19 protein-coding genes are annotated in these 24,373 nt (G+C 66.6%); 8 read left to right on the top strand and 11 right to left on the bottom strand.

Translation table 11 applies throughout. From position 1 onward, the window contains the following. Positions 1 to 434 precede the first annotated feature (434 nt). Entirely contained in the window at positions 435 to 1,859 is a 1,425-nt protein-coding gene (locus WS75_RS20040; protein ID WP_059682438.1) for a DHA2 family efflux MFS transporter permease subunit, read from the top strand. A gap of 256 nt (positions 1,860 to 2,115) precedes the next feature. Here the strand turns inward: WS75_RS20040 and WS75_RS20035 are convergent, their stop codons facing one another. The 3 genes from WS75_RS20035 to WS75_RS20025 all read right to left on the bottom strand — a co-directional run bounded on the left by WS75_RS20035 (position 2,116) and on the right by WS75_RS20025 (position 5,890). Beyond that, the gene (locus tag WS75_RS20035; protein ID WP_059682436.1) at positions 2,116 to 2,859 is read right to left on the bottom strand and encodes a 2OG-Fe(II) oxygenase; all 744 of its coding nucleotides are present in this window, start codon (positions 2,857 to 2,859) and stop codon (positions 2,116 to 2,118) included. Between the two features lie 306 nt (positions 2,860 to 3,165). Beyond that, complete coding sequence (locus tag WS75_RS20030; RefSeq protein ID WP_059682434.1) at positions 3,166 to 4,758, bottom strand: inorganic phosphate transporter; 1,593 nt, start codon at positions 4,756 to 4,758, stop codon at positions 3,166 to 3,168. A gap of 223 nt (positions 4,759 to 4,981) precedes the next feature. After that, the gene (locus WS75_RS20025) at positions 4,982 to 5,890 is read right to left on the bottom strand and encodes a LysR family transcriptional regulator (protein ID WP_059682432.1); all 909 of its coding nucleotides are present in this window, start codon (positions 5,888 to 5,890) and stop codon (positions 4,982 to 4,984) included. A gap of 127 nt (positions 5,891 to 6,017) precedes the next feature. Here WS75_RS20025 and metE point away from each other — a divergent pair, with 127 nt between their 5' ends. Continuing rightward, positions 6,018 to 8,312, top strand: coding sequence for a 5-methyltetrahydropteroyltriglutamate--homocysteine S-methyltransferase (gene metE, locus WS75_RS20020; protein ID WP_059682430.1), 2,295 nt, complete (start codon positions 6,018 to 6,020; stop codon positions 8,310 to 8,312). A 159-nt stretch (positions 8,313 to 8,471) separates the two neighbouring features. Here the strand turns inward: metE and WS75_RS20015 are convergent, their stop codons facing one another. Further along, positions 8,472 to 9,797: an MFS transporter gene (locus WS75_RS20015; protein ID WP_059682428.1), complete on the bottom strand. Its 1,326-nt coding sequence runs from the start codon at positions 9,795 to 9,797 to the stop codon at positions 8,472 to 8,474. A gap of 53 nt (positions 9,798 to 9,850) precedes the next feature. Next, a complete protein-coding gene (gene speB / locus WS75_RS20010; RefSeq protein WP_059682426.1) occupies positions 9,851 to 10,807 on the bottom strand; it encodes an agmatinase in 957 nt (318 codons plus the stop codon). Between the two features lie 139 nt (positions 10,808 to 10,946). Between speB and WS75_RS20005 the strand changes: the two genes are divergently transcribed. Continuing rightward, complete coding sequence (locus WS75_RS20005; RefSeq protein WP_059682424.1) at positions 10,947 to 11,858, top strand: LysR family transcriptional regulator; 912 nt, start codon at positions 10,947 to 10,949, stop codon at positions 11,856 to 11,858. Positions 11,859 to 11,916: 58 nt separating this feature from the next. Here the strand turns inward: WS75_RS20005 and WS75_RS20000 are convergent, their stop codons facing one another. Further along, positions 11,917 to 12,381, bottom strand: a complete 465-nt coding sequence (locus WS75_RS20000; RefSeq protein ID WP_044848788.1) for an Lrp/AsnC family transcriptional regulator — start codon at positions 12,379 to 12,381, stop codon at positions 11,917 to 11,919. 134 nt (positions 12,382 to 12,515) lie between these two features. Between WS75_RS20000 and WS75_RS19995 the strand changes: the two genes are divergently transcribed. The 3 genes from WS75_RS19995 to WS75_RS19985 all read left to right on the top strand — a co-directional run bounded on the left by WS75_RS19995 (position 12,516) and on the right by WS75_RS19985 (position 16,729). Further along, positions 12,516 to 13,139, top strand: a complete 624-nt coding sequence (locus WS75_RS19995; RefSeq protein WP_059682422.1) for a LysE family translocator — start codon at positions 12,516 to 12,518, stop codon at positions 13,137 to 13,139. Positions 13,140 to 13,381: 242 nt separating this feature from the next. Further along, positions 13,382 to 14,977, top strand: coding sequence for a S53 family peptidase (locus WS75_RS19990; protein WP_059682420.1), 1,596 nt, complete (start codon positions 13,382 to 13,384; stop codon positions 14,975 to 14,977). Positions 14,978 to 15,052: 75 nt separating this feature from the next. Further along, positions 15,053 to 16,729, top strand: a complete 1,677-nt coding sequence (locus tag WS75_RS19985; protein ID WP_059682417.1) for a S10 family peptidase — start codon at positions 15,053 to 15,055, stop codon at positions 16,727 to 16,729. A 79-nt stretch (positions 16,730 to 16,808) separates the two neighbouring features. On the opposite strand, the gene nadE is transcribed toward WS75_RS19985, so the two are convergent. The 3 genes from nadE to WS75_RS19970 all read right to left on the bottom strand — a co-directional run bounded on the left by nadE (position 16,809) and on the right by WS75_RS19970 (position 19,193). After that, positions 16,809 to 17,657 carry an ammonia-dependent NAD(+) synthetase gene (gene nadE, locus WS75_RS19980; RefSeq protein ID WP_059682415.1) on the bottom strand — a complete coding sequence of 283 codons (849 nt, stop codon included), beginning with the start codon at positions 17,655 to 17,657 and terminating at the stop codon, positions 16,809 to 16,811. A 227-nt stretch (positions 17,658 to 17,884) separates the two neighbouring features. Further along, positions 17,885 to 18,754 (bottom strand): DMT family transporter, encoded by an 870-nt coding sequence (locus tag WS75_RS19975; RefSeq protein WP_059682413.1) that lies wholly within the window; start codon positions 18,752 to 18,754, stop codon positions 17,885 to 17,887. A gap of 253 nt (positions 18,755 to 19,007) precedes the next feature. Beyond that, positions 19,008 to 19,193 (bottom strand): hypothetical protein, encoded by a 186-nt coding sequence (locus tag WS75_RS19970; RefSeq protein ID WP_006752380.1) that lies wholly within the window; start codon positions 19,191 to 19,193, stop codon positions 19,008 to 19,010. Between the two features lie 205 nt (positions 19,194 to 19,398). Between WS75_RS19970 and WS75_RS19965 the strand changes: the two genes are divergently transcribed. Further along, positions 19,399 to 20,157: a DeoR/GlpR family DNA-binding transcription regulator gene (locus WS75_RS19965; protein ID WP_059598728.1), complete on the top strand. Its 759-nt coding sequence runs from the start codon at positions 19,399 to 19,401 to the stop codon at positions 20,155 to 20,157. Positions 20,158 to 20,261: 104 nt separating this feature from the next. After that, positions 20,262 to 22,088 (top strand): phospholipase D-like domain-containing protein, encoded by a 1,827-nt coding sequence (locus tag WS75_RS19960; protein ID WP_059682411.1) that lies wholly within the window; start codon positions 20,262 to 20,264, stop codon positions 22,086 to 22,088. A gap of 123 nt (positions 22,089 to 22,211) precedes the next feature. Here WS75_RS19960 and WS75_RS19955 read toward each other — a convergent pair whose 3' ends face one another. Next, on the bottom strand, positions 22,212 to 22,886 hold the full coding sequence (locus WS75_RS19955; protein WP_059464545.1) for a TetR family transcriptional regulator: 675 nt from the start codon (positions 22,884 to 22,886) through the stop codon (positions 22,212 to 22,214). Positions 22,887 to 23,001: 115 nt separating this feature from the next. Then, entirely contained in the window at positions 23,002 to 24,270 is a 1,269-nt protein-coding gene (locus WS75_RS19950) for an NAD(P)/FAD-dependent oxidoreductase (RefSeq protein WP_059682409.1), read from the bottom strand. Between the last annotated feature and the right edge of the window lie 103 nt (positions 24,271 to 24,373).

The following is a 24,373-nucleotide window of genomic DNA, read 5'->3' as shown; positions in this document are numbered from 1 at the left end:
GTAGGTAATCGTCAGGCTCCCTAAGCCAGAAACCCCCGCCCGAAAGGCGGGGGTTTTTGCATTTGAGCGGCGGAAATACGAGCGGAATGGCGAGTGCAAGGCGACAGGAACTGGCATCCAGCAATAGTGCCGTGATGGTCGATGATGAGCGACATTGATCGATGATCGTCGAAAAATGTCACTTTCCGGCAAAATGCGCCCGAATTGATGTTCCCGTCCCTCGCCGTGTCGTGCTGACCTGATCACGTATGCCATTCGGTGACTGCAGCACGATATCGCTATAAAAATCTATGCGCATAAAGTCCATTCGCGCGCATGCCCGGCAGAGCGGACCAGCAGCCCTTCAGGGTACTATCACCATTCATCCCGATTCCCGGCGTTCATCTGCATAGCCGGCACTCGGTGTCCTTCGTACTTCGTTTCCCGCACCATTCATGATTGATAGCCCTGCCTACGGTGGTAGGACGACCGACTTCTTGCCGTATCTGGTCGCTGCAACATTCTTCATGGAGTATCTCGACACGACCGTGATCGCGACCGCGCTGCCGCAGATGGCACGCTCGTTCGGCGTCGGGCCGAACGCGCTGAGCCTCGGGATGACGGCCTACATGTTGGCGCTCGCGGTGTTCATCCCGATCAGCGGCTGGATTGCGGATCGTTACGGCTCGCGAACGGTGTTTGCCACCGCCATCTTCGTATTTACCGGCGCGTCGGTGCTGTGCGGGCTGTCCGAGGGCGTGATGACGTTCACGGCCGCGCGCCTGCTGCAGGGTGTCGGCGGGGCGATGATGGTGCCGGTCGGACGGCTGATCGTCGTTCGCAGCACCGAGAAGGCCCAGTTGATGCGCGCAATCGCGACGATCACGTGGCCGGGCATCGTCGCGCCGGTCGTCGGGCCGCCCATCGGCGGCTTCATCACGACCTACGCGTCTTGGCGATGGATCTTCCTGCTGAATGTCCCGTTCGGCATTGCTGCGCTCGTCTGTACCTGGCTGATCGTCCGGAACACGCGTGCCGACGAGCAACGACCGCTCGACTGGGTCGGCTTCGTGCTGGCAGGCGCTGCGCTGACCTGTCTGCTGATCGGTACCGAAGCGGCCGGCCAGCAGGACGTCGACTTCACGCGCGCGGGTATTCTGGTGGGCGCGAGCGTGCTGTTCGGCATCGCCGCGTGGATGCACGGGCAACGCTGTGCGCATCCGCTGCTCGATTTCTCGACGCTGAAAGTGCCGACATTCTCGGTGACGGTGATCACCGGCTCCATCACGCGGATGGCGCTCAACGCCGTGCCGTATCTGCTGCCGCTGCTGTTCCAGATCGGCTTCGGGCTGTCGCCATTCCAGTCCGGCCTGCTGCTGCTCGCGAGCGCGCTTGGCAATCTCGGGATGAAGGCGGGAACGTCGTGGATCCTCGACCGATTCGGTTTCCGGCGCGTTGCGCTCGTCGACGTGACGATCGCAGGTCTTTTCACGATCGCGTGTGGCTGGCTGACAGCGTCGACGCCGCTGGCGGTCACGCTGTTCGTCGTATTCGTCTACGGGCTCACGCGGTCGATGCAGTTCACGACGCTCGCGACGCTGGCATATGCTGACATTCCGGCTCGACAGACGAGCGCGGCCAGCACGCTGTGGAGCGCGGCGCAACAGATGACGATCGGGATGGGGATTGCATTCGGTGCGTTGTCGCTGCGGTTGGCGGCGTTGGTGCGTGGCGACGCGGCCGGCATGCATTACGTGCTCGACGATTTTCGCTGGGCGTTCGTTGCGGCGGGCGTGCTCGCGCTGCTGACGTTGCCCGGCTATGCGCGGCTGGCTTCCAATGCTGGCGATCACCTCCGGGCAAATGCGGCCCGCAGGTAAGCAGGATTTCTCATTGCATTGGCGTCGCGACGGGTGCGGGCTTCAGTTTATTGTCGCTCACTCGAAACGTCGATCCGTCATGGCGACGATCGTCTGAAGGACAGTGCGCCCCGTCGTCCGTTACCGCCGATGATGCGCAGACCGTGTGGCGGCGGCACGGCACAACGATCCTTGCGCAATGATGCGCGGTGCCTGTGGCGCAAACTCATTCGCATGCCGAATGGCGCGACAACATCACGTTGCACCCCGCAGGCCGTCACTGGGCGTTATGGAAGATGATGCCGATCGTATGGCGATGGCCGCTTCGGATTCTGCTCACGCCATGGCGCAAGTTGACGCGATAGACGCCGCGCGTTCCCTGCACGGGCCTGCCGTGGACGGCGAAGATCACCGCGTCGCCTTGCGTCAGCGGCACCACTTCCGCGCGTGACTGCATGCGTGGTCGCTGTTCCGTCAGCACGAACTCGCCGCCCGTGAAATCCCGATCAGGTACCGACAGCAGGATAGCGACCTGAAGCGGAAAGACATGCTCGCCGTACAGGTCCTGATGGAGGCAATTGTAGTCGTCGGGACCGTATTGCAGGATCAGCGGCGTCGGTCGCGTCTGTCCCGCCGCGTGGCAGCGATCGAGGAACGTCCGGTGCTCTTTCGGATAGCGGACGTTGATCCCAAGTGCCTGGTTCCAGCGATTGGCGATCGGCGCAAGATGCGGGTAGAGCGTCATGCGCAGCGCGGCGATGACCCCAGGCAGCGGATACGCGAAGTACTTGTATTCGCCGCGCCCGAAGCCGTGCCGTGCCATCACGATGCGCGAACGATAGAGCGCATCCCGCGGATAGAGCGAGGCGAGCGCATCGCACTCGCTTGCAGAAATCAGGCCCGGCACTCGCGCACATCCGTAGCGATCGAGCTCGACATCGACGGTCGGCCAGTCGATTGTATCGACGCGTTGCGCGATGTCCGTCGATTCGACGGCAGGTTGCAGATTGGCGATATTCACGGGCCTACCTCGGTTCGTCAGCGATGTGGCGCCGTACGGTCGCGCGGAATATTCGCACGCGTCGCATGCACGGTTGAAGCCACGATGAAAGTTGATGAACCCAGTCTAGCGGCGTCCGCGTGCCGGCGCGCTCCAGATCTTGCGCTTCAATCCGGAAAGGCGGAAAAAGCGAGGACGTGGCACGAACCCATCGAATGCCGAGAAGTGTCGAAGCGGAGAAGCGGAGAAGCGGAGAAGCGGAGAAGCGACGGCGAAATCTTCCACGGCAGGCGACCGGCTCTCACCGGCCACCCACCGTTCGCCCGATCACGCCACTGACCGGAACAACCAGTAGAGCCCGCCTGCCAGCACGATCGACGCGGGCAGCGTCAGCACCCACGCGAGCACGAGGCTGCGCACCGTGCTCCACTGCAGCCCGGATCCGTTCGCGGCCATCGTGCCCGCGACGCCCGACGACAGCACGTGCGTCGTCGACACGGGCAGCCCGTACACGTCGGCCGCACCGATCGTCAGCATCGCGACGAGTTCGGCCGACGCACCCTGCCCATACGTCAAATGCTGCTTGCCGATCTTCTCGCCGACGGTCACGACGATCCGCTTCCAGCCGACCATCGTGCCGAGGCCAAGTGCGATCGCGACGGCGACTTTCACCCACGTCGGAATGAACTTGGTCGCGTGGTCGAGTTGCTTGCGATAGTTGTCGATCGCGAGTTTGTCGTCGTCGGCGAGCGCGGGCTGCCCCGACTTCTCGATCAGGCGAATCGCTTCGGATACCAGATACATCGTGTTGCGCACATTGTCGACGTCGCGTTGCGGCACCGCCGCCATCGACCCCGAGGCGCCGACCGAGGTCGCGAGCAACGTGGACAGCTGTTGCACGGCAGGCAGCACGGCGGGCGTTAGTTCACGATGCTGCACGTAGTGTTCGACGTCGGCGCGCGGGTTCGCGGACGGCGCGACGCCGTTCGTATACTTCCCGAACGTCGCGGCAGCCTGGTTCGCGACGGCGACGAACGTCTGCGTTTCGGCCGGCGTGACGGCCTTGTTCAGCGCATACGCGGTCGGCACGGTGCCGATCAGGATCAGCATGATGAGGCCCATCCCTTTCTGCCCGTCGTTCGATCCGTGCGCGAACGACACGCCCGTGCAGGTCAAGATCAGCAGGCAGCGAATCCAGAACGGCGGCGGCTGATCCTTCGGCGGCTCCTTGTACAGATCGGGAATCCGCACGAGCGCCTTCAGCACGAGCAGCAGCAGTGCCGCGCACAGGAAGCCGACGATCGGCGAGAACAGCAGCGACTTGCCGACACCGAGCGCCTGGCCCCAGTCGACGCCGCTTGTGCCGGACGGCCCGTGCATCAACTGGTTCATCAGACCGACGCCGATGATCGACCCGATCAGCGTATGCGAGCTCGACGACGGTAGCCCGAAATACCAGGTCGCGAGGTTCCACACGATCGCGGCGATCAGCAGCGCGAACACCATCGCGAAGCCCGCGCCGCTACCGACCTGCAGGATCAGTTCGACCGGCAGCAACTGCAGGATGCCGAACGCGACGGCGCCGCTCGAGACCATCACGCCGAGGAAGTTCCACATGCCGGACCAGATCACCGCGACGTTGGGCGTCAGCGAGTGGGTATAGATCACGGTGGCCACCGCGTTCGCGGTGTCGTGGAAGCCGTTGACGAATTCGAAGCCGAGCGCGATCAGCAGCGCGGCGCCGAGCATGAGGTACGGGAACAGCGACCCTTCGCGGACCGGCGACAGATCGGCGATCAGGTGCGTGGCGATATACGCGGCGCCGAACGCGAGCACCAGCAGGAACACGGCATAGCCGACCTGCCTGGTGCGTTCGACTGAACCCGAATTGTTCTGTGCGGACGAAGCAGGATGATTCATGACGGCATCTCGTAATGGAACCGCGTCCGATCCTAGCTTTCGCTAGCAGTCAGTTTGATGACAGTACGGAGGGCGAATCATGGTCTTACGGCTGTGTAAGGGGGCGGTGCCGTAACGTCGTGACGCAACATGTCGTGCACGGCTCGCGTCGTTGTCCATATAGTGAACACCAGCCTGCGCACCGACATGCGGACTGCCGGAAGTGCATAGTGTGCGAGCTCGGCTAGCGCAGCATGCGTGGCGCGCTCCACGTCGATTCGCGCGCCAGCGCGACGAATGCGGCCAGATAGTCGATCGACGCATCCGCCTCGCGGATGCCGAGGAAGATCTGTTTCGCAATGCCCTTCTTGCCGAGCTTGACCGGCACGACCGGCATCCGGTCCGCATATTCATCGGCAAGCCACCTCGGCAGCGCGGCCACGCCCCGCCCGCTCGCCACCATCTGCAGCATGATGTCGGTCGTCTCGATCGACTTGTGGCGCCGCGGCACGATGCCGGCCGGCGTCAGGAACTGGTTGTAGATGTCGAGCCGGTCGGTTTCGACCGGGTAGGTGATAAGAACCTCGTCGGTCAGCTGCTCGGGCGTCACGTAGTCGGCGTTCGCAAACCGATGCGCATCCGCGACCACGAGCACCTGCTCGTAATCGAACACGGGATCGAATCGCAGCCCCGGCCTGTTGAGCGGGTCGGGCGTCACGAGCACGTCGATGTCATGGCCGAACAGCGCGCCGATGCCGCCGAACTGGAAGCGCTGCTTCACGTCCACGTCGACGTCCGGCCAGCGCGAGAGATACGGTGACACGACCTTCAGCAGCCACTGGTAGCACGGATGGCACTCCATCCCGATGCGCAGCGTGCCGCGCTCGCCCTTCGCGTACTGCTTCATCCGCTCCTCGGCGAGTTCGAACTGCGGCAGCAGTCGGTTCGCCAGCTTCAGCAGATACTGCCCGCCCTGCGTGAGCCGCAGGCCGCGTCCTTCCCGGTCCCAGATCGGCGTGCCGAGCTGCTGCTCGATTTTCCGGACGGTATGGCTGAGCGCCGATTGCGTGAGATGCAGCGCATTGGCGGCCGCGGTCAGCGAGCCCTGGCGCTCGACTTCGCGGATCACGACGAGATGGAATCGTTCCAGCATGGAGATCGTTCACCCAACAGATACATGAACAACTTTAATGGATGAATGAAATAATGCCATTTTATTTCATGAGATGAAATCCCTATGATGGCTGCCGGATCTTCAATTTCTTCTGGATGGCAGCTTCATGGTTACGACACACAACCTCGGTTTTCCGCGCATCGGCGCGAAGCGCGAACTCAAGTTCGGTCTCGAACGCTACTGGAAGGGCGAATCGTCGCGCGACGAACTGAAAGCCCTCGGCGCCGAACTTCGCCAACGCCACTGGAGCGACCAGCGCGACCTCGATCTCGTACCGATCGGCGATTTCGCGTTCTACGATCAGGTGCTCGACATGAGCTTCACGCTCGGCAACTTGCCGAAGCGCGTGCAGGACTTCCATGGCGACGCGCTCGACAACTATTTCCGCGTCGCGCGCGGCCGTTCGGCGCAGTCGGCGGAAGAACACGCGGCATGCTGCGGCGGTGTCGCGGCCGGTGAAATGACGAAGTGGTTCGACACGAACTATCACTACATCGTGCCGGAGTTCCACGCGGACACGAACTTCTCGCTCGATCCGTCGCGCCTGCTCCAGCAACTGGCGGAAGCGCAGGCGCAGGGCGTCGCCGCGAAGCCGGTGATTCTCGGCCCCGTCACGTATCTGTGGCTCGGCAAGGCGAAGGACGATTCCGATCGCCTCGCGCTGCTGCCGAAGCTGCTGCCGGTATATGGCGCGCTGCTCGACACGCTGACCGCGCAGGGTGTCGAATGGGTGCAGATCGACGAACCGATCCTCGTCACCGAGCTCGACGCCGAATGGCGCCTGGCGCTGCGCACCGCGTACGACACGCTCGAGACGCGCCGCATCAAGCTGCTGCTCGCGACGTACTTCGGCCAGCTTCAGGACAACCTGACGCTCGCGGCCTCGCTGCCGGTCGACGGCCTGCATATCGATGCGATCAACGCCCGCGACGAAATCGACGCGCTCGTGCGCGAACTGCCGGCCGACCGCATCCTGTCGGTGGGCGTGATCAACGGCCGCAACATCTGGAAGACGGACCTGAACGCGACGCTCGACTGGCTCGAACCGCTCGCGAAGCAACTGGGCGACCGCTTGTGGCTCGCACCGTCGTGCTCGCTGCTGCATGTGCCGGTCGATCTCGCGAGCGAGGAGAAGCTCGACGCGGAGATCCGTGCATGGCTTGCGTTCGCGCTGCAGAAGCTCGACGAACTGAAGGTGCTCGCGACCGCGCTGAACGAAGGCCGCGACAAGGTGGCCGACGCGCTCGCCGCGAATGCCGCCGCGATCGATGCGCGCCGTCGCTCGCCGCGCGTGAACAACCCGGCGGTGAAGGCCGCGATCGCATGCATCGACGCGCAACTCGGCAACCGCGCGAGCCCGTACACGCAGCGCGCGCCGAAACAGTCGGCGCGCCTGAATCTGCCGGCGTTCCCGACGACGACGATCGGCTCGTTTCCACAGACCGCCGAGATTCGCCTCGCGCGTAGCCAGTTCAAGGCGGGCGCGCTGGATGAAGCCGGCTACCGCAAGGCGATGCAGGCGGAAATCGAGCGCAGCGTGCGCGAGCAGGAGTCGCTCGAGCTCGACGTGCTGGTGCACGGTGAAGCCGAACGCAACGACATGGTCGAGTACTTCGGCGAGCAGCTCGACGGCTATGTGTTCAGCCAGTTCGGCTGGGTGCAGTCGTACGGTTCGCGCTGCGTGAAGCCGCCGATCCTGTTCGGCGACATCAGCCGCCCGAAGGCGATGACGGTCGAATGGATCGCGTATGCGCAGTCGCTGACGAACAAGCCGATGAAGGGCATGCTGACCGGCCCGGTGACGATCCTGAACTGGTCGTTCGTGCGCGACGACCAGCCGCGTTCGGTGTCGTGCTACCAGCTCGCGCTGGCGATCCGCGACGAAGTGCTCGATCTCGAGAAGGCCGGCGTGCGCGTGATCCAGATCGACGAGGCCGCGCTGCGCGAAGGGCTGCCGCTGCGCCGCGCGCAATGGGGCGAGTACCTGCGGTGGGCGGTCGAGTCGTTCCGCATCGCCGCGAACGGCGTGCAGGACGATACGCAGATCCATACGCACATGTGCTATTCGGAGTTCAACGACATCATCGCGTCGATCGCCGACATGGACGCGGACGTGATCACGATCGAGACGTCGCGCTCGGACATGGAGCTGCTCGACGCGTTCGACAGCTTCAGGTATCCGAACGAGATCGGGCCGGGCGTGTACGACATCCACTCGCCGAACATCCCGACGCAGGACCACATCGTCGGCCTGATGAAGAAGGCGGCCGAGCGGATTCCGGCGGAGCGCCTGTGGGTGAACCCGGACTGCGGGCTGAAGACGCGCCAGTGGGCGGAAGTGATTCCGGCGCTGACGAACATGGTCGCCGCCGCGAAGACGCTGCGCAGCCAGGTGCGATAACGCGCGAACGCTGGGCGTATGCCGTCGCGATCGACGATCGGATGGCAACAAGCGGCCCGCATGTGTGGGCCGCTTGTTCGGCGGGGCGGGGACGTTGCGGCGTACCGCGATACGCGCACCGCAAACGGGCAGGCGATGCCGCCTGCCCGCTGCGTGAGGTTACGCGGTGCGTGCGCCGCGCGGCAGCGCTTCGTCGGCCTTGCCGGGCGCGCCGGCATCGTCGATGCTGACGCGGCGCGAGATCAGCCACACGCACACCGACGACAGCACGGCGGCGCTCGTATACTGGATCGCGAGCGGCCACCATTGCGGCGCGGTGTTTTGTGCGATCAGCGTGGCGACGAGCGGCGTGAGACCGCCGGCGATCGCGCCGCACACTTGGTACGCGATCGAGATCGCCGTGTAGCGGATGCGCGCGATGAAGATGCCGCTGACGAAACCTGCGACCACCGAGTAGTAGCCCGATTCCGCGAGCGTCGCGAGGCCGACGCCGACCGTGATCGACAGCGGCGTGCCCATGTGCACGAGCGGCAGCATCACGAACGGCACGATCGCGGCCCACGCGCCGGTGATCAGCAGCACGCGCGTCGTGCCGAAGCGCTGCGCGATGAACGCGGCCGCGAGCTGCACGCCGAACTGCAGCACGGCGACGATCGTCATGCAATGCAGCACCATCGACCGGTCGAGCGACAGGAACTGCGTCGCGTAGCTGATCATGAAGATGTTGCTGAAATACACGCCGGCGATCCCGTACACGTTCGCGCCGATCGCGAGCAGCAGCAGCGGCCAGTACTTGAGCGCCTCGCGCACCGGGTTTTGCGCGGTGTTGCCGCTCTTCCTGACTTCCTCGAACTCGGGCGACTCGGACACGCTCGCGCGGATCACGAAGCCGACGGCCAGCAGCACGGCGCTCGCGAGGAACGGCACGCGCCAGCCCCAGCTCATCATGTCGTCCTTCGACAGCGTGCTGATCGCGCCGAACGCGAGCATCGACAGGATCAGGCCGCTCGCGCTGCCGAGTTGCGCGAACGACGCGAAGAACGTGCGCTTGCCTTCGGGCGCATGCTCGCCGGCGAGCAGCACCGCGCCGCCCCATTCGCCGCCGACCGCGATACCTTGCAGCACGCGCATCAGAACCAGCAGGATCGGTGCGATCACGCCAGCTTGCGCATGGGTCGGCAGCAGGCCGATCGCGACCGTCGACACGGCCATCAGCATCAGCGTCGCGAGCAGCGAGCGCTTGCGGCCGAAGCGGTCTCCGAGATAGCCGAACATCACGCCGCCGAGCGGCCGCGCGAAGAAGCCGACCGCGAACGAGCCGAACGACGCGAGCAGGCTGACGAAACGGCTTTCGCCGGGAAAGAACAGCGGCCCGAACACGATGGCGGCGGCGGTCGCGTAGCTATAGAAGTCGTACCATTCGATCGTGGTGCCGACGAACGAAGCGAGCGCCGCCCGCTTCGGTTGCTTGATGGCAGTCCCCATCTGTTATGTGCTCCTCTGGAATCCTCTGATTTTGAATAGGTTGTGCGCCGGGATCAGTCGCGGTACGCGACGCCGGGCAGCACGCACAGCAACTCGTACGCGAGATTCGCGCCGAGCAGGGCCGTGGTGCCGAATGGGTCGTACGGCGGCGCGACTTCGACGAGATCGCAACCGACGATGTTCAGCCCCTTCGCGCCGCGGATGATCTCGAGCGCCTGCGGCACCGTGAGGCCGGCGATTTCCGGCGTGCCGGTGCCCGGTGCGTAGGCCGGGTCGATGCCGTCGATGTCGAAGGTGATGTAGACGGGCGTGTCGCCGATGCGCGCGCGCACTTCTTCCATCAGCGGCGCGAGCGACTTGTTCCAGCATTCCTCGGCCTGGACCACGCGGAAGCCCTGCTCGCGGCACCAGTCGAAATCCTCGGCGGCGTAGCCGGTGCCGCGCAGGCCGATCTGGGTGACCTTGTCGCCGTGCAGCAGGCCTTCCTCGACCGCGCGGCGGAACGGCGTGCCGTGCGCGATCTTTTCGCCCATCATCGTATCGTTCACGTCGGCGTGTGCATCGACGTGGATCAATGCAACCTTGCCGTGCTTGCGGTGGATCGCGCGCAGGATCGGCAGCGCGATCGTGTGGTCGCCGCCGAGCGTGATCGGCTTGCAGTCGTGCGCGAGAATCGCGTCGTACGCGGTCTCGATGCGCGCGATGGAATCGTGCAGGTTGTACGGGTTGATCGCGACGTCGCCGATGTCGGCGATCTGCAGCGAATCGAACGGCGCGGCGCGCGTGGCCATGTTGTATGGGCGCAGCAGCACGGATTCCGTGCGGATCTGGCGCGGGCCGAAGCGTGCGCCGGTGCGATTGGAGGTGCCGAGGTCGAACGGCACGCCGACGAAACACGCGTCGAGGCCGGCGGCGCTCGCCACGTGCGGCAGGCGCATCATCGTTGCGATGCCGCCGCTGCGCGGCATTTCATTGCCGCCGAGCGGCTGGAAATGGGTGTGGTCGTTCATGGGCTTGTCTCTTCCGATGTGGGGTTGCCGTATCATTCGACGCGGCTTGGCGCATAGTTTTACGCGTCCGGCGGGAAAGAAGAATGCGAAGATATCGACGTAAACATCGATTTTCATCGATGTATGGAAGGGGAATAGCGTGCTGGGGAATCTGTCGACCCTCGATCTGCGGTTGATCCGCGTGTTTCTCGCGGTCACGGATGCGGGCGGCGTGTCGGCCGCGCAGGCGATGCTGAACGTCGGCCAGTCGACGATCAGCGCGCAACTGTCGTCGCTCGAGACGCGGCTCGGCTACCGGCTCTGCGAGCGCGGCCGCAGCGGCTTCCGGCTCACGCCGAAGGGCGAGCGGTTCCACGCGATGAGCCGCAAGCTGCTCGCCGCCCTCGACGAATTCGGGATGGCCGCGCGGCACATGGACCGCCAGCTGGTCGGTACGCTGAGTATCGGCCTGATCGGCCATACGCCGGTCAGCCAGAACGCGCGGATCGCGGAGGCGATCGCCGCGTTCCGCACACGCGACGAGGCCGTGCGCTTCTCGATCTCGGTGCGTGCGCCGGGCGATCTCGAGGAGAAACTGCTGAGCGGCGAGATCCAGATCGCGGTTGGCTACTTCTGGCATCGCGTGCCGACGCTGCACTACACGCCGCTGTTCATCGAGCGGCAGGTCGCGTACTGCGGTCGCGGCCATCCGCTGTTCGAACGCGCCGGCACGCTGACGCCGGCCGACGTCGCGGGATTCGAATGGGCCTGGCGCTCGTATCCGCTGCCGGAGGCGCAGATGTCGACGACGCCCGATCGCGTGAGCGCGACCGCCGACAACATGGAGGCGGTCGCGCTGCTGATCCTGTCAGGCCATCACCTCGGCTACCTCCCGCAGCACTTCGCGGCGCCGTATGTCGCGCAGGGGCTCCTCGCGCCGCTCAACCCGGAACAGCTGCAATACGAGGTCACGTTCCACATGGTCGTGGCGCGCGACGGGCGCGGCGATCCGCTCGTCGAAGCGTTCCTCGAGGATCTCGAGCGCGCGCACCAGTCTCCCGACGTCGTGTGAGGCCGGACAACGCCGGCAATGTGGACGAGCGTTACGCCGGAGCGAGCCGCTGTTCGCATCACGGCACCGGCAACCCCGCGTCGTGTTTCACCTCCCGCAGCGACAGCGCCGATTCGATCGACGTGACGCCAGGCAGCATCCGCAGCGAGTCGCGCAGGAACGTGCCGTAGTCGTCGAGATCGCGCGCGACCACTTGCAGCAGGTAGTCGGCCGTGCCCGCGACGTTGTGGCACGCGAGGATCCGCTCGATGCCGAGCACTTCCCGTTCGAACCGGTCGGCGACCTTGCGATCGTGCGTCGCGAACCGAACCAGCACGAACGCGACGACGCCGAAGCCGAGCGCCTGGCGTGACAACTGCGCGCGGTAGCGCTCGATGTAGCCGTCGTTTTCGAGACGTTTCAGGCGCCGCGCGCACGGCGTTTCGGACAGGCCGACGGAATCGGCGAGACGCGCGATCGGCAGGCGGCCGTCGCGCTGCACCGCGGCGAGAATCGCGCGATCGGTTTTGTCGAGTTCGGTCATGTTGGCGGAATCCTTGTCTAGATTCGGTGATTGTGGCGGATTCCGCTATGAATCGCTAATCCTGAGCCAAAGATGGCCAGTAATCCCTCTACCTTCAGCGGCAACATATCGTCATTGAAGGACGGGGGCAGACCATGATTTCCACGCATTTGCTGTTGATTTATCTCGCCGCGCTGGCGGCCATCTATGCGGTGCCCGGGCCCGACATGGCGCTCGTGCTGCAGACCAGCATCGGCCGTGGCGTGCGCCCGGGCATGGCGGCGGCCGCCGGCCTTTCGCTGTCGCGCACCGCGCACGTGACGCTCTCCGCGTGCGGCGTCGCGGCACTGATCCGCAGCGCGCCGTGGCTGTACGAAGCGATCCGTTACGGCGGCGCGCTTTATCTCGCGTACGTCGCGATCCAGGTGTTCCGCTCCCCCGTGTTCGCACTCGGCGACGGCGACGAGGCGGCCCCGGGCGAACTGCGGCAGTCGTTCTTCAAGGGTCTGCTGACGAACCTGCTGAATCCGAAGGCGCTGCTGTTCTGCTCGGTGCTGCTGCCGCAGTTCGTGCGTCCCGAGGCCGGGCCCGTCGTGTGGCAGATGTTCGAGCTCGGCGCGCTGCTGGTCGCGGCCGGCGTGTGCTTCGACCTCGCATGCGTGTTCGGCGCGTCGCACATCGCGGCGTGGATGCGCGCGCATCCGCTCGCGCAGACGGTCCAGCGCTGGACGTTTTCCGCTGCGCTCATCGGGTTCGCGCTGCGGCTGTCGATGGATTGAGCCGCATCGTCACGTCGCTGCGGCTCGGCAGCGACGTGACGATCGACAGAGGCCGCGTGCGATGCCGGCCGTCGTGGCCATGCCCCGCCGCAGAAGGGCGTGCGCGCAAATCGTCTGACTGATCTAAACTCCCTTTAACTCCGCGCATTCGCGAACCGACTGACCGAACGGAACCGACTTCCGCCGGCTATGTCCGATTTCCTGGCTGTTCCGTGCAACGCGGTACCAAGGAGGGTCTGAACATGGCAAGGCATCTTCACGCCGACCGTGAACCCCGAATCGTCGCCGAGTCCAAGTGCCTCGGCCCGTGCGATCCGGCAGAACGCATCCACGTCACGATCATGTTGCGGCGGCAGGAAGAAGGGCAACTCGATACGTTGGTCCACCAGCTCGCCGCCGGCGACGCGCAAGCGAAACCGGTGTCGCGCGAAACCTTCGCGCAACGCTTTTCCGCCAATCCCGACGACATTCGCAAGGCCGAGGACTTCGCGCGTCATCACCAACTGACGGTCGATCGCGTCGATCCCGTTGAAAGCGTCGTCGTGCTGTCCGGCACGATCCAGCAGTTCGAAGCCGCGTTCGGCGTCAAGCTCGAGCGCTTCGAGCATCAGTCGATCGGCCAGTATCGCGGCCGCTCCGGCCCGATCGCGCTGCCCGACGATCTCGGCGATGTCGTCACGGCTGTGCTCGGTCTCGACAGCCGCCCGCAGGCGCGGCCGCACTTCCGGCTGCGACCGCCGTTCAAGCCCGCACGCGGCGGCGCGGCGGGCGTCACGTTCACCCCGATCCAGCTGGCGTCGCTGTACGGCTTCCCGGCTGGCGACGGCGCCGGGCAGTGCATCGCGATCATCGAGCTCGGCGGTGGCTACCGCGCGGCCGACATCCAGCAGTATTTCCACGGGCTCGGCATCAAGACGCCACCGACGCTCGTCGACGTGAACGTCGGCACCGGCCGCAACACACCGACCGGCGACCCGAGCGGCCCGGACGGCGAAGTCGCGCTCGACATCGAGATTGCCGGCGCAATCGCGCCGGCCGCGAAGATTGCCGTGTACTTCGCGCCGAACAGCGACGCGGGCTTCATCCAGGCCGTCAACGCGGCCGTCAGCGACAGGACCAACAAGCCGTCGGTGATCTCGATCAGCTGGGGCGGCCCGGAGGCGATCTGGCAGGCGCAGTCCGCGCAGGCGTTCAACCGCGTGCTACAGGCAGCGGCTGCGCAGGGCATCACGGTATGCGCGGCATCCGGTGACAGCGGCTCGGGCGACGGGCTGCAGGACGGCGCCGATCATGTCGACTTCCCCGCATCGAGCCCGTATGTGCTCGGCTGCGGCGGCACGCAGCTCGATGCGTTGCCCGGGCAGGGCATTCGCAGCGAGGTCACGTGGAACGACGAGGCGGCCGGTGGCGGCGCGGGCGGGGGCGGTGTCAGCACGCTGTTCGACCTGCCGGCGTGGCAGCAGGGGCTGACCGTCACGCGCGCCGATGGCAGCAGCGCACCGCTCGCGAAGCGCGGCGTGCCGGACGTCGCCGGCGACGCGTCGCCGCAGACGGGCTACGAAGTGTCGATCGCGGGCACGGCCACGGTGATGGGCGGCACGAGCGCGGTCGCGCCACTGTGGGCCGCGCTGATCGCACGGATCAATGCGGCGGCGGGCGGTGCGACGGCCGGCTGGGTCAACCCGGTGCTGTACAAGAACCCGGGTGCGCTGCGCGACATCACGCAGGGCTCGAACGGCACGTATGCGGCCGCGCCGGGCTGGGATGCGTGCACGGGCCTCGGCAGCCCGAACGGCGCGCAGCTCGCGGCGATCCTGACGCGCAAGCCGTCGAGCTGACGGCCGCGGTACACGGCTTTTCGTATGGCGCGGGCTTCCGGCCCGCGCCTTTTTCTCACCTCCAGGAGCAGCACGATGGGCATCGATTCCGCATCCTCCGGCGGCGTGTATCCGCTGCATCACGGCGACCACAATTCGCATGGCGTGCCGCCGACCATCAATCCGGTCGCGCTGAGCCACGGCCGCGACCAGCCGTTCTTCGATCCGGTCGCGTACGGCAACGGCCCCGACGACTCGGTCACCGACACGACCGAAGCGGCCGCGATCACGCACCACACGATCCTGATCGACGGCAAGCGAATCGCGTACACGGCGACGGCCGGCCATCTGGTGACGGTCGACCCGAGCAGTTCGCAGCCGGCCGCGAAGATCTTCTACGTCGCGTTCACGGCCGACGGCGCGAAGGAGGAAACGCGGCCCGTCACGTTCTTCTACAACGGCGGCCCCGGGTCGTCGTCGGTGTTCGTGCTGCTCGGCTCGTTCGCGCCGAAGCGCATCAAGACCTCGATGCCGGGGTTCACGCCGCCTGCGCCGTACCAGATGGAAGACAATCCGGACAGCATGATCGACCACAGCGACCTGGTGTTCATCAACCCCGTCGGCACCGGCTATTCGGCGGCCGTCGCGCCGAACCGGAACCGCAATTTCTGGGGCGTCGACCAGGATGCGAATTCGCTGAAGCAGTTCATCAAGCGCTACCTGACAAAGAACAACCGCTGGAATTCGCCGAAATACCTGTTCGGCGAGTCGTACGGCACCGCGCGCAGCTGCGTGCTCGCGTACAAGCTGCACGAGGACGGCGTCGACCTGAACGGCATCACGCTGCAGTCGTCGATCCTCGACTACCGGCAGGCCGGCAACCCGGTCGGCGCGTTGCCGACCGCGGCCGCCGACGCGTGGTATCACAAGAAGCTCGGCGTCACGCCCGCGCCGACCGATCTCGGCACGTTCGTCGAGGAAGTCGCGCAGTTCGCGCGTACCGACTACCTGACCGCACTGCGCAACGTGCCGCATGCCGATCCGGCCGCCGTGCGGAAGCTGTCGGACTACACGGGCATCGACACCGCGACGCTGCAGACCTGGGGGCTCGACATCGCGGGCTACGACGCGCGTGGCAATTCGCTGTTCCTGACGACGCTGTTGCACGCGCAGGGGCTCGCGCTCGGTTCGTACGACGGCCGCGTGACCGGGATCTCGTCGGGCATCGCCGGCAAGATCGATCCGAACTCGGGCGGCAACGACCCGACGATGACGGCCGTCACGGGTGTCTACACGGCGATGTGGAACAGCTACCTGAACGAGCAGTTGAAGTTCACGTCGAATTCCGCGTTCACGGACCTGAACGACCAGGCGTTCCAGAACTGGGACTTCAGTCATATCGATCCGACCGGCGCGCAGCAGGGCATCGATGCGAAGGGGAACGTGATCCTCTATACGGCCGGCGATCTCGCCGCGGTGATGGCGCTGAACGTCGACCTGAAGGTGCTGTCGGCGAACGGCCTCTACGATTTCGTCACGCCGTTCTACCAGACCGTGATCGACCTGCAGCAGATGCCGCTCGAGGATCAGAAGGTGCGGCAGAACCTGTCCGCGCGCTTTTATCCGTCGGGGCACATGGTGTATCTCGACGGCGGTTCGCGCACCGCGCTCAAGCGCGATCTCGCGACGATGTACGACGCGACGGTCAGCGATACGGGTGCGCGGATGCGGATTCGCGCACTGCAAGCGAAGAAGACGGGCGGGCACGCGTAGCGTTGCCCGTCGTGCATGCGCCGCGCGTAACCGCCAGGTTCCGCGCGGCGCGGCAGGGTGTTGCGGCGACGGGGCCGGCTTACGCGGCCGGCCAGTCGAACGGCGTGTACGGCAGCGCGCGCTTGTGGCGCGAGCCGTCGTAGAAGCGCAGCACCGTTTCGTACACGCTGTCGGCCACGGGCTTGCCTTCGAGGAAATCGTCGATCTCGTCGTAGGTGACGCCATACGCGTGCTCGTCGGGGCGCAGCGGACGCAGTTCCTCGAGGTCAGCCGTCGGCACCTTCATCACGATCAGTTCGTCACCGCCGAGCGCGCGGGCGACCGCACGCACGCGGCGCTTGCTCAGGCCGGCGAGCGGCAGCACGTCCGCGCCGCCGTCGCCGAATTTCGTGAAGAAACCCATCAGCGATTCGGCCGCGTGGTCGGTGCCGATCACGATGCCGCGCCGCGCGCCGGCGACCGCGTACTGCGCGATCATGCGCTCGCGTGCCTTGATGTTGCCGTGCACGAAGTCCTGCTGTGCCGGGTTTTCGAACGCGTGGCCGGAGGCGATGAGCGATGCGAGCATCGCGTCGGCGGCCGGCTTCACGTCGACCGTGAACGTCTCGTCCGCGCGCACGAACGCGAGCGCGCGCTGTGCATCGGCTTCGTCGTTCTGCACGCCGTTCGGCAAGCGCATCGCGATGAAGCGGGCGTCGTAGTCGTCGGCGCGCAGCTGTTCGACCGCCAACTGTGCGAGCCGTCCGGCCGTCGAGGAATCGACGCCGCCGCTGATGCCGAGCACGTAGGTCCGCAGGCCGGTCGAACGAAGGTACTGCGCGAGGAAGTCGACGCGTCGGGCGATCTCGGCATCGACGTCGAAGTGCGGGGTGACGTTCAGTTCGGCGATGATCGCGCGTTGGCGGCTGGCGTAATCGGCGGATGTCATGGAGGGTGGTTCCGGAACGAAATGCAAGGCGCCCATCATAAGCGCAATCGCGGTCCGGCGCCGCGCCGGGCATGCGATCCGGCGACCGCGCGTTGCATCGGCGAGACGCGCTGCATCGTCATGGGGCAGCGCGCGGGGCGCGTCGACTCCGACGTGCACACGGATGCTTCGTTTCGGTGCGTGGAAGGGGCGCGGTGACGGACGCTTCCTGCTTTCGCTCGCCCGCGTCAGCGCCGCGCGAGCACGACGCCCGCCAGCGCGAGCCCGAAGCCGGCGAGCTGGACGGCCGCGAGCGTTTCGCCAAACAGCAGATAGCCCTGCAGGGCGGCGAGCGGCGGCGCGAGGAACAGCAACGACGTCGCGCGCGCGGCGTTGCCGCGCCGCAGCATCCACATCAGCATCGTGACCGCGCCGCCGGACAGGAACACGACGCCCCACACGAGCGATATCCACACCGCCGGCGCGCCGATCCAGCGCGTTTCGTGCAGCAGCGCGACGAAGACGGCCGCGATGATCGCCGCGCCGAGGTTCTGCACGGCGACGGCCGTGCGCAGGTCGTTCTGCGCGAGCTTGCCCTTCTGATAGAGCGAGCCGGCGGTGATCGAGCCGACCGACAGGATCGACACGGCCACGACGAACCACGCGGGCGCGGCGCCCGGTGGCGACGCGACGCCGCCCGCGACCTTTGGCGCGAGCACGAGCGCGACGCCGGCGAGCCCGAGCGCCATCCCGAGCCAGCCGCGCGCGGGCAGGCGCTCATTGAACAGCGGCACTGCGAGCACGGCGGTGGCGAGCGGCTGCAGCGCGCCGAGCAACGCCATCACGCCCGCATTCAGTCCCTGCGCGACGGCCCAGTAGCTGGCGCCGAGATAGACGCCTTGCAGCAGCGCGCCCGCGATCAGGTGGCGCGGCCATTCGCGGCGGGCCGGCCACGGCGCGCGCGCGGCGAGCGCCACCGCGCCGAACAGCACGGCCGTGCCGGCGAAACGTGCGAGCAGGAACAGGTTCGGATCGGCGTAGGGCTTGATTGCCCGTGCGACGATGAAGCCGGTGGACCACAGCGCGACGAACGCCGCGGCGACGAGCGAAGTAAACATGCGTGGCGGGCCGCGATACGGCCGGACGAATCGTGAAGTCGGCCAGTATCGGTCGAGCCGATGCCGCCGTCTTGTCGGATTCTGCACTTACTCGTGGCGCGTGCGCGCTGCATGCGGTTGCCATGTGCGGCGCGTTGGCCGCGGGCGTGACGTGCCGCGAGCGCGGCGGCGCGCCGGCCATTCCGTTACCGGCCGGCCAGAGGAAGGTGCTGCGGCATGAAAGCGCGCCGTGGCGCGCGGAAAGGATGGGCGATCAGTCGAGCGAGAACGTGTCGAGCGGCTGGTTCGCGCGCGCGTCGGTCGCGAAGCGCGCGGCGAGCTGTTCGTACAGCCGGCGCGCCTCGTCGAGCGTCAGGTCGATCCAGTATGGATCGCCCGCTCCATCGTTGAGTCGTTCCGGCGAAAACTGGATTTCGAGCACACTGCCTTTGCGATACATTCCCCAAGCCCCTTTATGGTCTGTCGTTCGGCGAAGCGCAAAGTGTAGCAACCGCTTGCCGTGCCGATTCGCGCGCATCGGGCAATACAGAATTTCGCTTTCGTGAAACGCGGCGACCGCCAGCCGCACCGCCGTCAAATGGCGGTCAAGCGGCCGTAATACAATGGTCAGCTTACCCATTACCAGTCGCCTCGGGCGCATTGCGATGCTGGCGGAACAACGTCATCAATACATTCTGTCGGAGCTCGGACGATCGGGCGCGCTGTCCGTAGCCGAACTCGTGCGCTCGCTCGACGTATCGCGCGAGACGATCCGGCGCGACCTGAATGCGCTCGCGGCGCGCGGCCTGCTCGTGATGACGCACGGCGGCGCGCTGGCGGCGGACCGCCGCGAGCCGAGCCTGTCCGAGCGTGAAGCGGCGAACGCCGAAGCGAAGCGCACGATCGGGCGGCGCGCGGCCGAATTCGTGCCCGACGACGCATCGGTGCTGATCGACTCGGGCAGCACGCCGCATGCGGTCGCGCTCGCGCTGGCCGACCGGCACCGGCTGTCGATCTACACGAACGACTGGCGCACGGCGTTCGTGCTCGCGCGGCGCAACGGCAATCGCGTGACGCTGCTCGGCGGCGAACTGTCCGACGACGAGGACGCGACGTTCGGGCTCGATACGATCCAGCAACTCGCGCAATACCATGTCGATTTCGCGTTCGTCGGCGCGGGCGGCATCACGGCCGACGGCGACTGCACCGACTACTCGCGGCTCGCCGCCGAAGTGCGCAGCCGGATGATCGCGGCCGCCGGCACGGCGATCATCGTTGCCGACCATTCGAAGTTCGGCCGCGTGACGCCGGTGCGGATCAACGGCACGTCGGCCGCGCGCTACCTCGTCACCGAGCGCGCGCCGGACAAGGCCGTGCGCCGCGCGCTGACCGCACGCGGCATCGAGCTGCTCGTGTGCGACTGACGCACGTCCGACATACAAGGTTCATCGAACCGTCATCGCACGGGAAGAACCACCGTCAACACTGACTCATTCATCTCGACCGGCCCGCCCGGCAGGAGCAACGAATGACTGTCAGCGTACGCAGCTATCTTTCTCCGACCTTGGTCCTGCTGGCCTTCGACTGGCCCGACGCGGCGTCGCGCACCGACTTCCTCGGCTTCGCGATCCGGCGCACGCCGGGTTTCTGGACGGCCGACGGCAAGACGCGGGCGCCGAACAGCTGGCTGCCGAACCGGCTCACGTTCGACGGCCCGGCCGCCGACACGCAGGGCGACGCACCGACCGACCAGGCGCCGATCCAGAAATTCATGTGGTGGGACGCGCGCATCGATCCGCAGGACCGCGATGCGTCATTCCGCTATGACGTCTATCCGGTCGTCGGCACGCCGGAGCACCTGCAGGTGCTCGATGCGGAGGCCGGCGTGTGCGAGGTCGTGTTGCCCGCTCATGTCGTGGATGGTGTCGGTACGTGGTTCAACCGTGCGGTCGTCAGCTCGCAGGCGTTCGCGAAGCAGGTCGCGGCACTGGGTCTCGCGCCGGATGCGGCGCCGAGCGCGGACCAGGCACTGAAGCTGCGCACGTGGCTCGCGAACGACATGGAACAGGTGTTCGCGGCGATGCTCGACCCCGCGTCGCGCGCGGTGTCGGCCGTCTATCATCTGACGGACACGCTGTGGGCGCTGCCCGCATTCGAGGCGTTCGGACGGCAACATGGCGAAGCGTCGCTCGCGATCGTCTACGACGCGCACGAGACCGCGCGCAAGGGCAAGCCGCCGCTGCCGTCGCCGAACCAGCCGGCCGTCGACGCGCTGCAGGGTCTCGCGACGCTCGCGCCGCGCGACCGGACGCACATCATGCACGACAAGTTCATCGTGACCGACGCACCGGCGAATTTGGTCACTGCGGTGACGCCCACGCGCGTGCTGACCGGTTCCGCGAACTTCACGACCGAAGGGCTGACGGAGCAGGCGAACGTGCTGCACGCATTCGACTCGCCGGCGCTCGCGGCGCTGTACAACGCGCGTGCGCACGCGCTGGCCGCGAATCCGACGATCGCGGAGACGGCGAAATTGTCGGCGGGCTGGTCGGCGCCGGTGACGATCGGCAGCGCGCAGGTGCGCGTCGCGTTTTCGCCGGAGCCGGCGGGGCAGCGCACCGAGATCGATACGATCGTCGCCGCGATCGCGGCCGCGAAACATTCGGTGTCGTTCTGCCTGTTCATGCCGACCGACGCAGCGCTGCGCGACGCATGCTTTGCAGCCGGCGACCGCGGCCTGATGATGTTCGGCCTGGTGAACCGCATCAACGTCGGTAGCGCGACGAAGGCTGATGCCGCGCAGCACGACGGGCAGTCGCTCGATGCGGCGACGCTCGCGAACCTCGAGCTTTACCATCGCCGGCGCGATCGGCGCGACGTGATCGATGCCGCCTATTTTTCGCCGGCAACGGTGCCGAAGGGTTTCGAGCCGGAGCTGCGCCTCTTTCCGGGCGAGCCGGCGCCGGCGTACCCGCCGGTCGTGATCCACCACAAGTTCATCGTGATCGATGCGGAAGGCGCGAACCCGATCGTCTATACGGGCTCGGCGAACATGAGCCGCAACTCCGAGCAGTACAACGACGAGAACCTGCTCGAGATTCGCGACACGCGGATCGCGGCGATCTATCTCGCGGAATTCCTGCGGCTCTACGAGCACTACCGCGCACGGGCGCTGTCGATCGAAACGAAACGGCATGGCGCCGGTGCGCAGCGACAGCTCGCGCTCGCACCGGACTCGAGCTGGGCGAAGAAATATTTCGTGGCGGGTAGCCCGGAAGCGAAGGCGCGGATCGCGCTGGCGTCGACCGTGCCGACGGACTCGCCCGCGACGCACGCGCAGCGTGAGGTGGCTTGAAGCAGCGCGCGGCGTGCGGTCGGCTCATGCCGGTTGCAGGCGGCGCGGCGACGTTCGGGAGGTGTGCCGGACGGCGAGCGGAATGCTCGCCAGCCGGCCTTCGGGCGGAATCGCGCGGTGCGCCTACGCGGCGACGTAGCGCAGCACGGAGTCGGTGATCGTCTCGCGATGTCGCGCGCGCAGTCGCGGCGCCGACGGATCGCGGCCGAACGCGGCGCCGAACGTATAACGGTTCGACACGCGGTGGAAGCAGAACGAGCTGATCAGCAGATGCAGGTCGAACGCGTCGATGTCCTTGCGGAAGGCGCCGCTCGCCGCACCGCGCTCGAGCAGTTCCTCGAGCGTCTTGATGATGCTGACGTTGCGGTTCTTGAACGACTTCAGCTGTTCGAGATACTTCGCGCCGTGGATGTTCTCGATCGACACGAGGCGGACGAAATCGCGGTGCTTGTCGTGATAGTCGAACGTGAATTCGACGAGCCGGCGCATGCCTTCGCGCGGCTCCATGTCGCCGACGTGCAGTTCCTGCTCGAGCGCGCGGATGTCGCCGTACACCTTCTCCAGCACGGCCTCGTACAGGCCTTCCTTGCTTTCGAAGTAGTAGTACAGCATGCGCTTCGTCGTGTTCGTACGCTCGGCGATCGCGTCGACGCGCGCACCCGCGAGGCCCATCGCGGAAAACTCCTGCGTGGCGACGTCGAGGATGTTGCGCTTGGTTTGCTCGGGATCGTATTTGCGCCGCGCATCGGTCGCAAGTGCGCGGCTTTCGGACGTGGCGGCCTTGCTTCCAGCTTTCATGTGACTTTGTTGTGGGTTCGCGGCGGCATGAAAAATCCATTCTAGCATGCGGGAAATGCCCGCCCGGCCGACCTTTCGTTCTAATCGGCCGTGCGGTTTCGGCTGCTGCCGCCGCTCAGCGCCGGCACGACGCGAGCGCGTCGCGGGCCTGGTACGCGGTATACGTGAGCTGCGCGGCGGCGAGACCCGCAAGCCCGAACGTGCGCGTGAGCCCGAACGCGGCGAAGCCCTCCGGCACGGGTCGCTCCCCGGCCAGCGCGGCGGCGAGCGCTTCGCCCGCGACGGTGGTGGGCGCCATCCCGTGACCGCCGAATGCGATCGCGTGCCACACGCCGTCCGCGTCGCGGCCGATCTGCGGCATCTTGTGCCGCGCGTAGCTCATCAGCCCACCCCAGGCGTAGTCGACCTTCACGCCTTCGAGCTGCGGATACACGCGCAAAAGGTCGCGTCGCAGCAGCCGCGCGATCGCGTCGGGGCCGCGGTCGAGCACCGAGATCCGGCCGCCCCACAGAATGCGCGTGTCCTTCAGCGGGCGGTAGTAGTCGAACGCAAACCGCGTATCGTAGATCGCGTACGGCGCGTCGATCGCGTCGGGCAGGCGCGTGCCGAGCGGTTCGGTCGCGATCACGTAGGTCGCGATCGGCAGCACCGCGCGCTCGATGCGCGGCGACACGCCGCGCGCATAGCCGCCACCGGCGAACACGACGTCCTTCGCGCGCACCGTGCCCTGCGCCGTGCGCACGACGTAGCCGGCGCCTTCGCGCGCGATGCCGAGCGCGGCCGAGCGTTCGTACACGCGCGCGCCGCCGCGCGATGCGGCCGCCGCGACGCCGAGCACGTACTTGAGCGGATGGAAGTGAAACGCGTTCGGCTCGAACAGGCCGCCGTAATAGCGCTGCGTCTTCAGCCGCGCGCGCAGCGCGTCCGTCGAAACGGGTTCCCAGTCGACGTTGAATTCCTGCTTCATCAGCGTGCGCACGCCGTCGAGCCGCGATGGATCGTCGAACCAGTTCGCGAGCATCACGCCTTGGTCGACGATGTCGCAGTCGATGCCGTAGCGGGCGATCCGCGCGCGGATCAGGTCGACCGCATCGACGGTGAGCCGGTACAGGCGGCGGCCTTCGTCGCGGCCGAGCGTGCGCAGCAGGTCGGCGTTGTCGAGGCTGTAGCCGCCGAACACGAAGCCGCCGTTGCGGCCCGATGCGCCGAAGCCGACCCGCTCTCCGTCGAGCACGACGACGTCCCGCACGCCGCGCTCGACGAGGCCGAGCGCCGTGCACAGGCCGGCGAGGCCGCCGCCGACGATGCAGACCTGCGTGTCGATGGTGCCGGTCAGTTGCGGGTAGGGCTGGCGGGTAACGGTGGCTTCGTAGAAGTTCTGCATGCGTTTTCGGTGATTCGTCACGACGGAAAAACGGACGGCGCGCGTCGATCTTGCCTGAACGCGCGCGTCGCGTCGAATGGGTTTTTCAGTGCAACGGCCGTGG

It is taken from the genome of Burkholderia sp. FL-7-2-10-S1-D7, from assembly GCF_001524185.1.
Taxonomy (GTDB): Bacteria; Pseudomonadota; Gammaproteobacteria; order Burkholderiales; family Burkholderiaceae; genus Burkholderia; species Burkholderia diffusa.
Note: the sequence above shows the minus strand (reverse complement) of the source record. Positions and strands in the feature narration are given on the sequence as shown.

Coding starts and splice junctions, on each gene's coding strand:
- WS75_RS20040 (WP_059682438.1), top strand. CDS start 435: ATGATTGATAGCCCTGCCTACGGTGGTAGGACGACCGACTTCTTGCCG.
- WS75_RS20030 (WP_059682434.1), bottom strand. CDS start 4,758: ATGAATCATCCTGCTTCGTCCGCACAGAACAATTCGGGTTCAGTCGAA.
- WS75_RS20025 (WP_059682432.1), bottom strand. CDS start 5,890: ATGCTGGAACGATTCCATCTCGTCGTGATCCGCGAAGTCGAGCGCCAG.
- metE (WP_059682430.1), top strand. CDS start 6,018: ATGGTTACGACACACAACCTCGGTTTTCCGCGCATCGGCGCGAAGCGC.
- WS75_RS20015 (WP_059682428.1), bottom strand. CDS start 9,797: ATGGGGACTGCCATCAAGCAACCGAAGCGGGCGGCGCTCGCTTCGTTC.
- speB (WP_059682426.1), bottom strand. CDS start 10,807: ATGAACGACCACACCCATTTCCAGCCGCTCGGCGGCAATGAAATGCCG.
- WS75_RS20000 (WP_044848788.1), bottom strand. CDS start 12,381: ATGACCGAACTCGACAAAACCGATCGCGCGATTCTCGCCGCGGTGCAG.
- WS75_RS19995 (WP_059682422.1), top strand. CDS start 12,516: ATGATTTCCACGCATTTGCTGTTGATTTATCTCGCCGCGCTGGCGGCC.
- WS75_RS19990 (WP_059682420.1), top strand. CDS start 13,382: ATGGCAAGGCATCTTCACGCCGACCGTGAACCCCGAATCGTCGCCGAG.
- WS75_RS19985 (WP_059682417.1), top strand. CDS start 15,053: ATGGGCATCGATTCCGCATCCTCCGGCGGCGTGTATCCGCTGCATCAC.
- nadE (WP_059682415.1), bottom strand. CDS start 17,657: ATGACATCCGCCGATTACGCCAGCCGCCAACGCGCGATCATCGCCGAA.
- WS75_RS19975 (WP_059682413.1), bottom strand. CDS start 18,754: ATGTTTACTTCGCTCGTCGCCGCGGCGTTCGTCGCGCTGTGGTCCACC.
- WS75_RS19970 (WP_006752380.1), bottom strand. CDS start 19,193: ATGTATCGCAAAGGCAGTGTGCTCGAAATCCAGTTTTCGCCGGAACGA.
- WS75_RS19965 (WP_059598728.1), top strand. CDS start 19,399: ATGCTGGCGGAACAACGTCATCAATACATTCTGTCGGAGCTCGGACGA.
- WS75_RS19960 (WP_059682411.1), top strand. CDS start 20,262: ATGACTGTCAGCGTACGCAGCTATCTTTCTCCGACCTTGGTCCTGCTG.
- WS75_RS19955 (WP_059464545.1), bottom strand. CDS start 22,886: ATGAAAGCTGGAAGCAAGGCCGCCACGTCCGAAAGCCGCGCACTTGCG.
- WS75_RS19950 (WP_059682409.1), bottom strand. CDS start 24,270: ATGCAGAACTTCTACGAAGCCACCGTTACCCGCCAGCCCTACCCGCAA.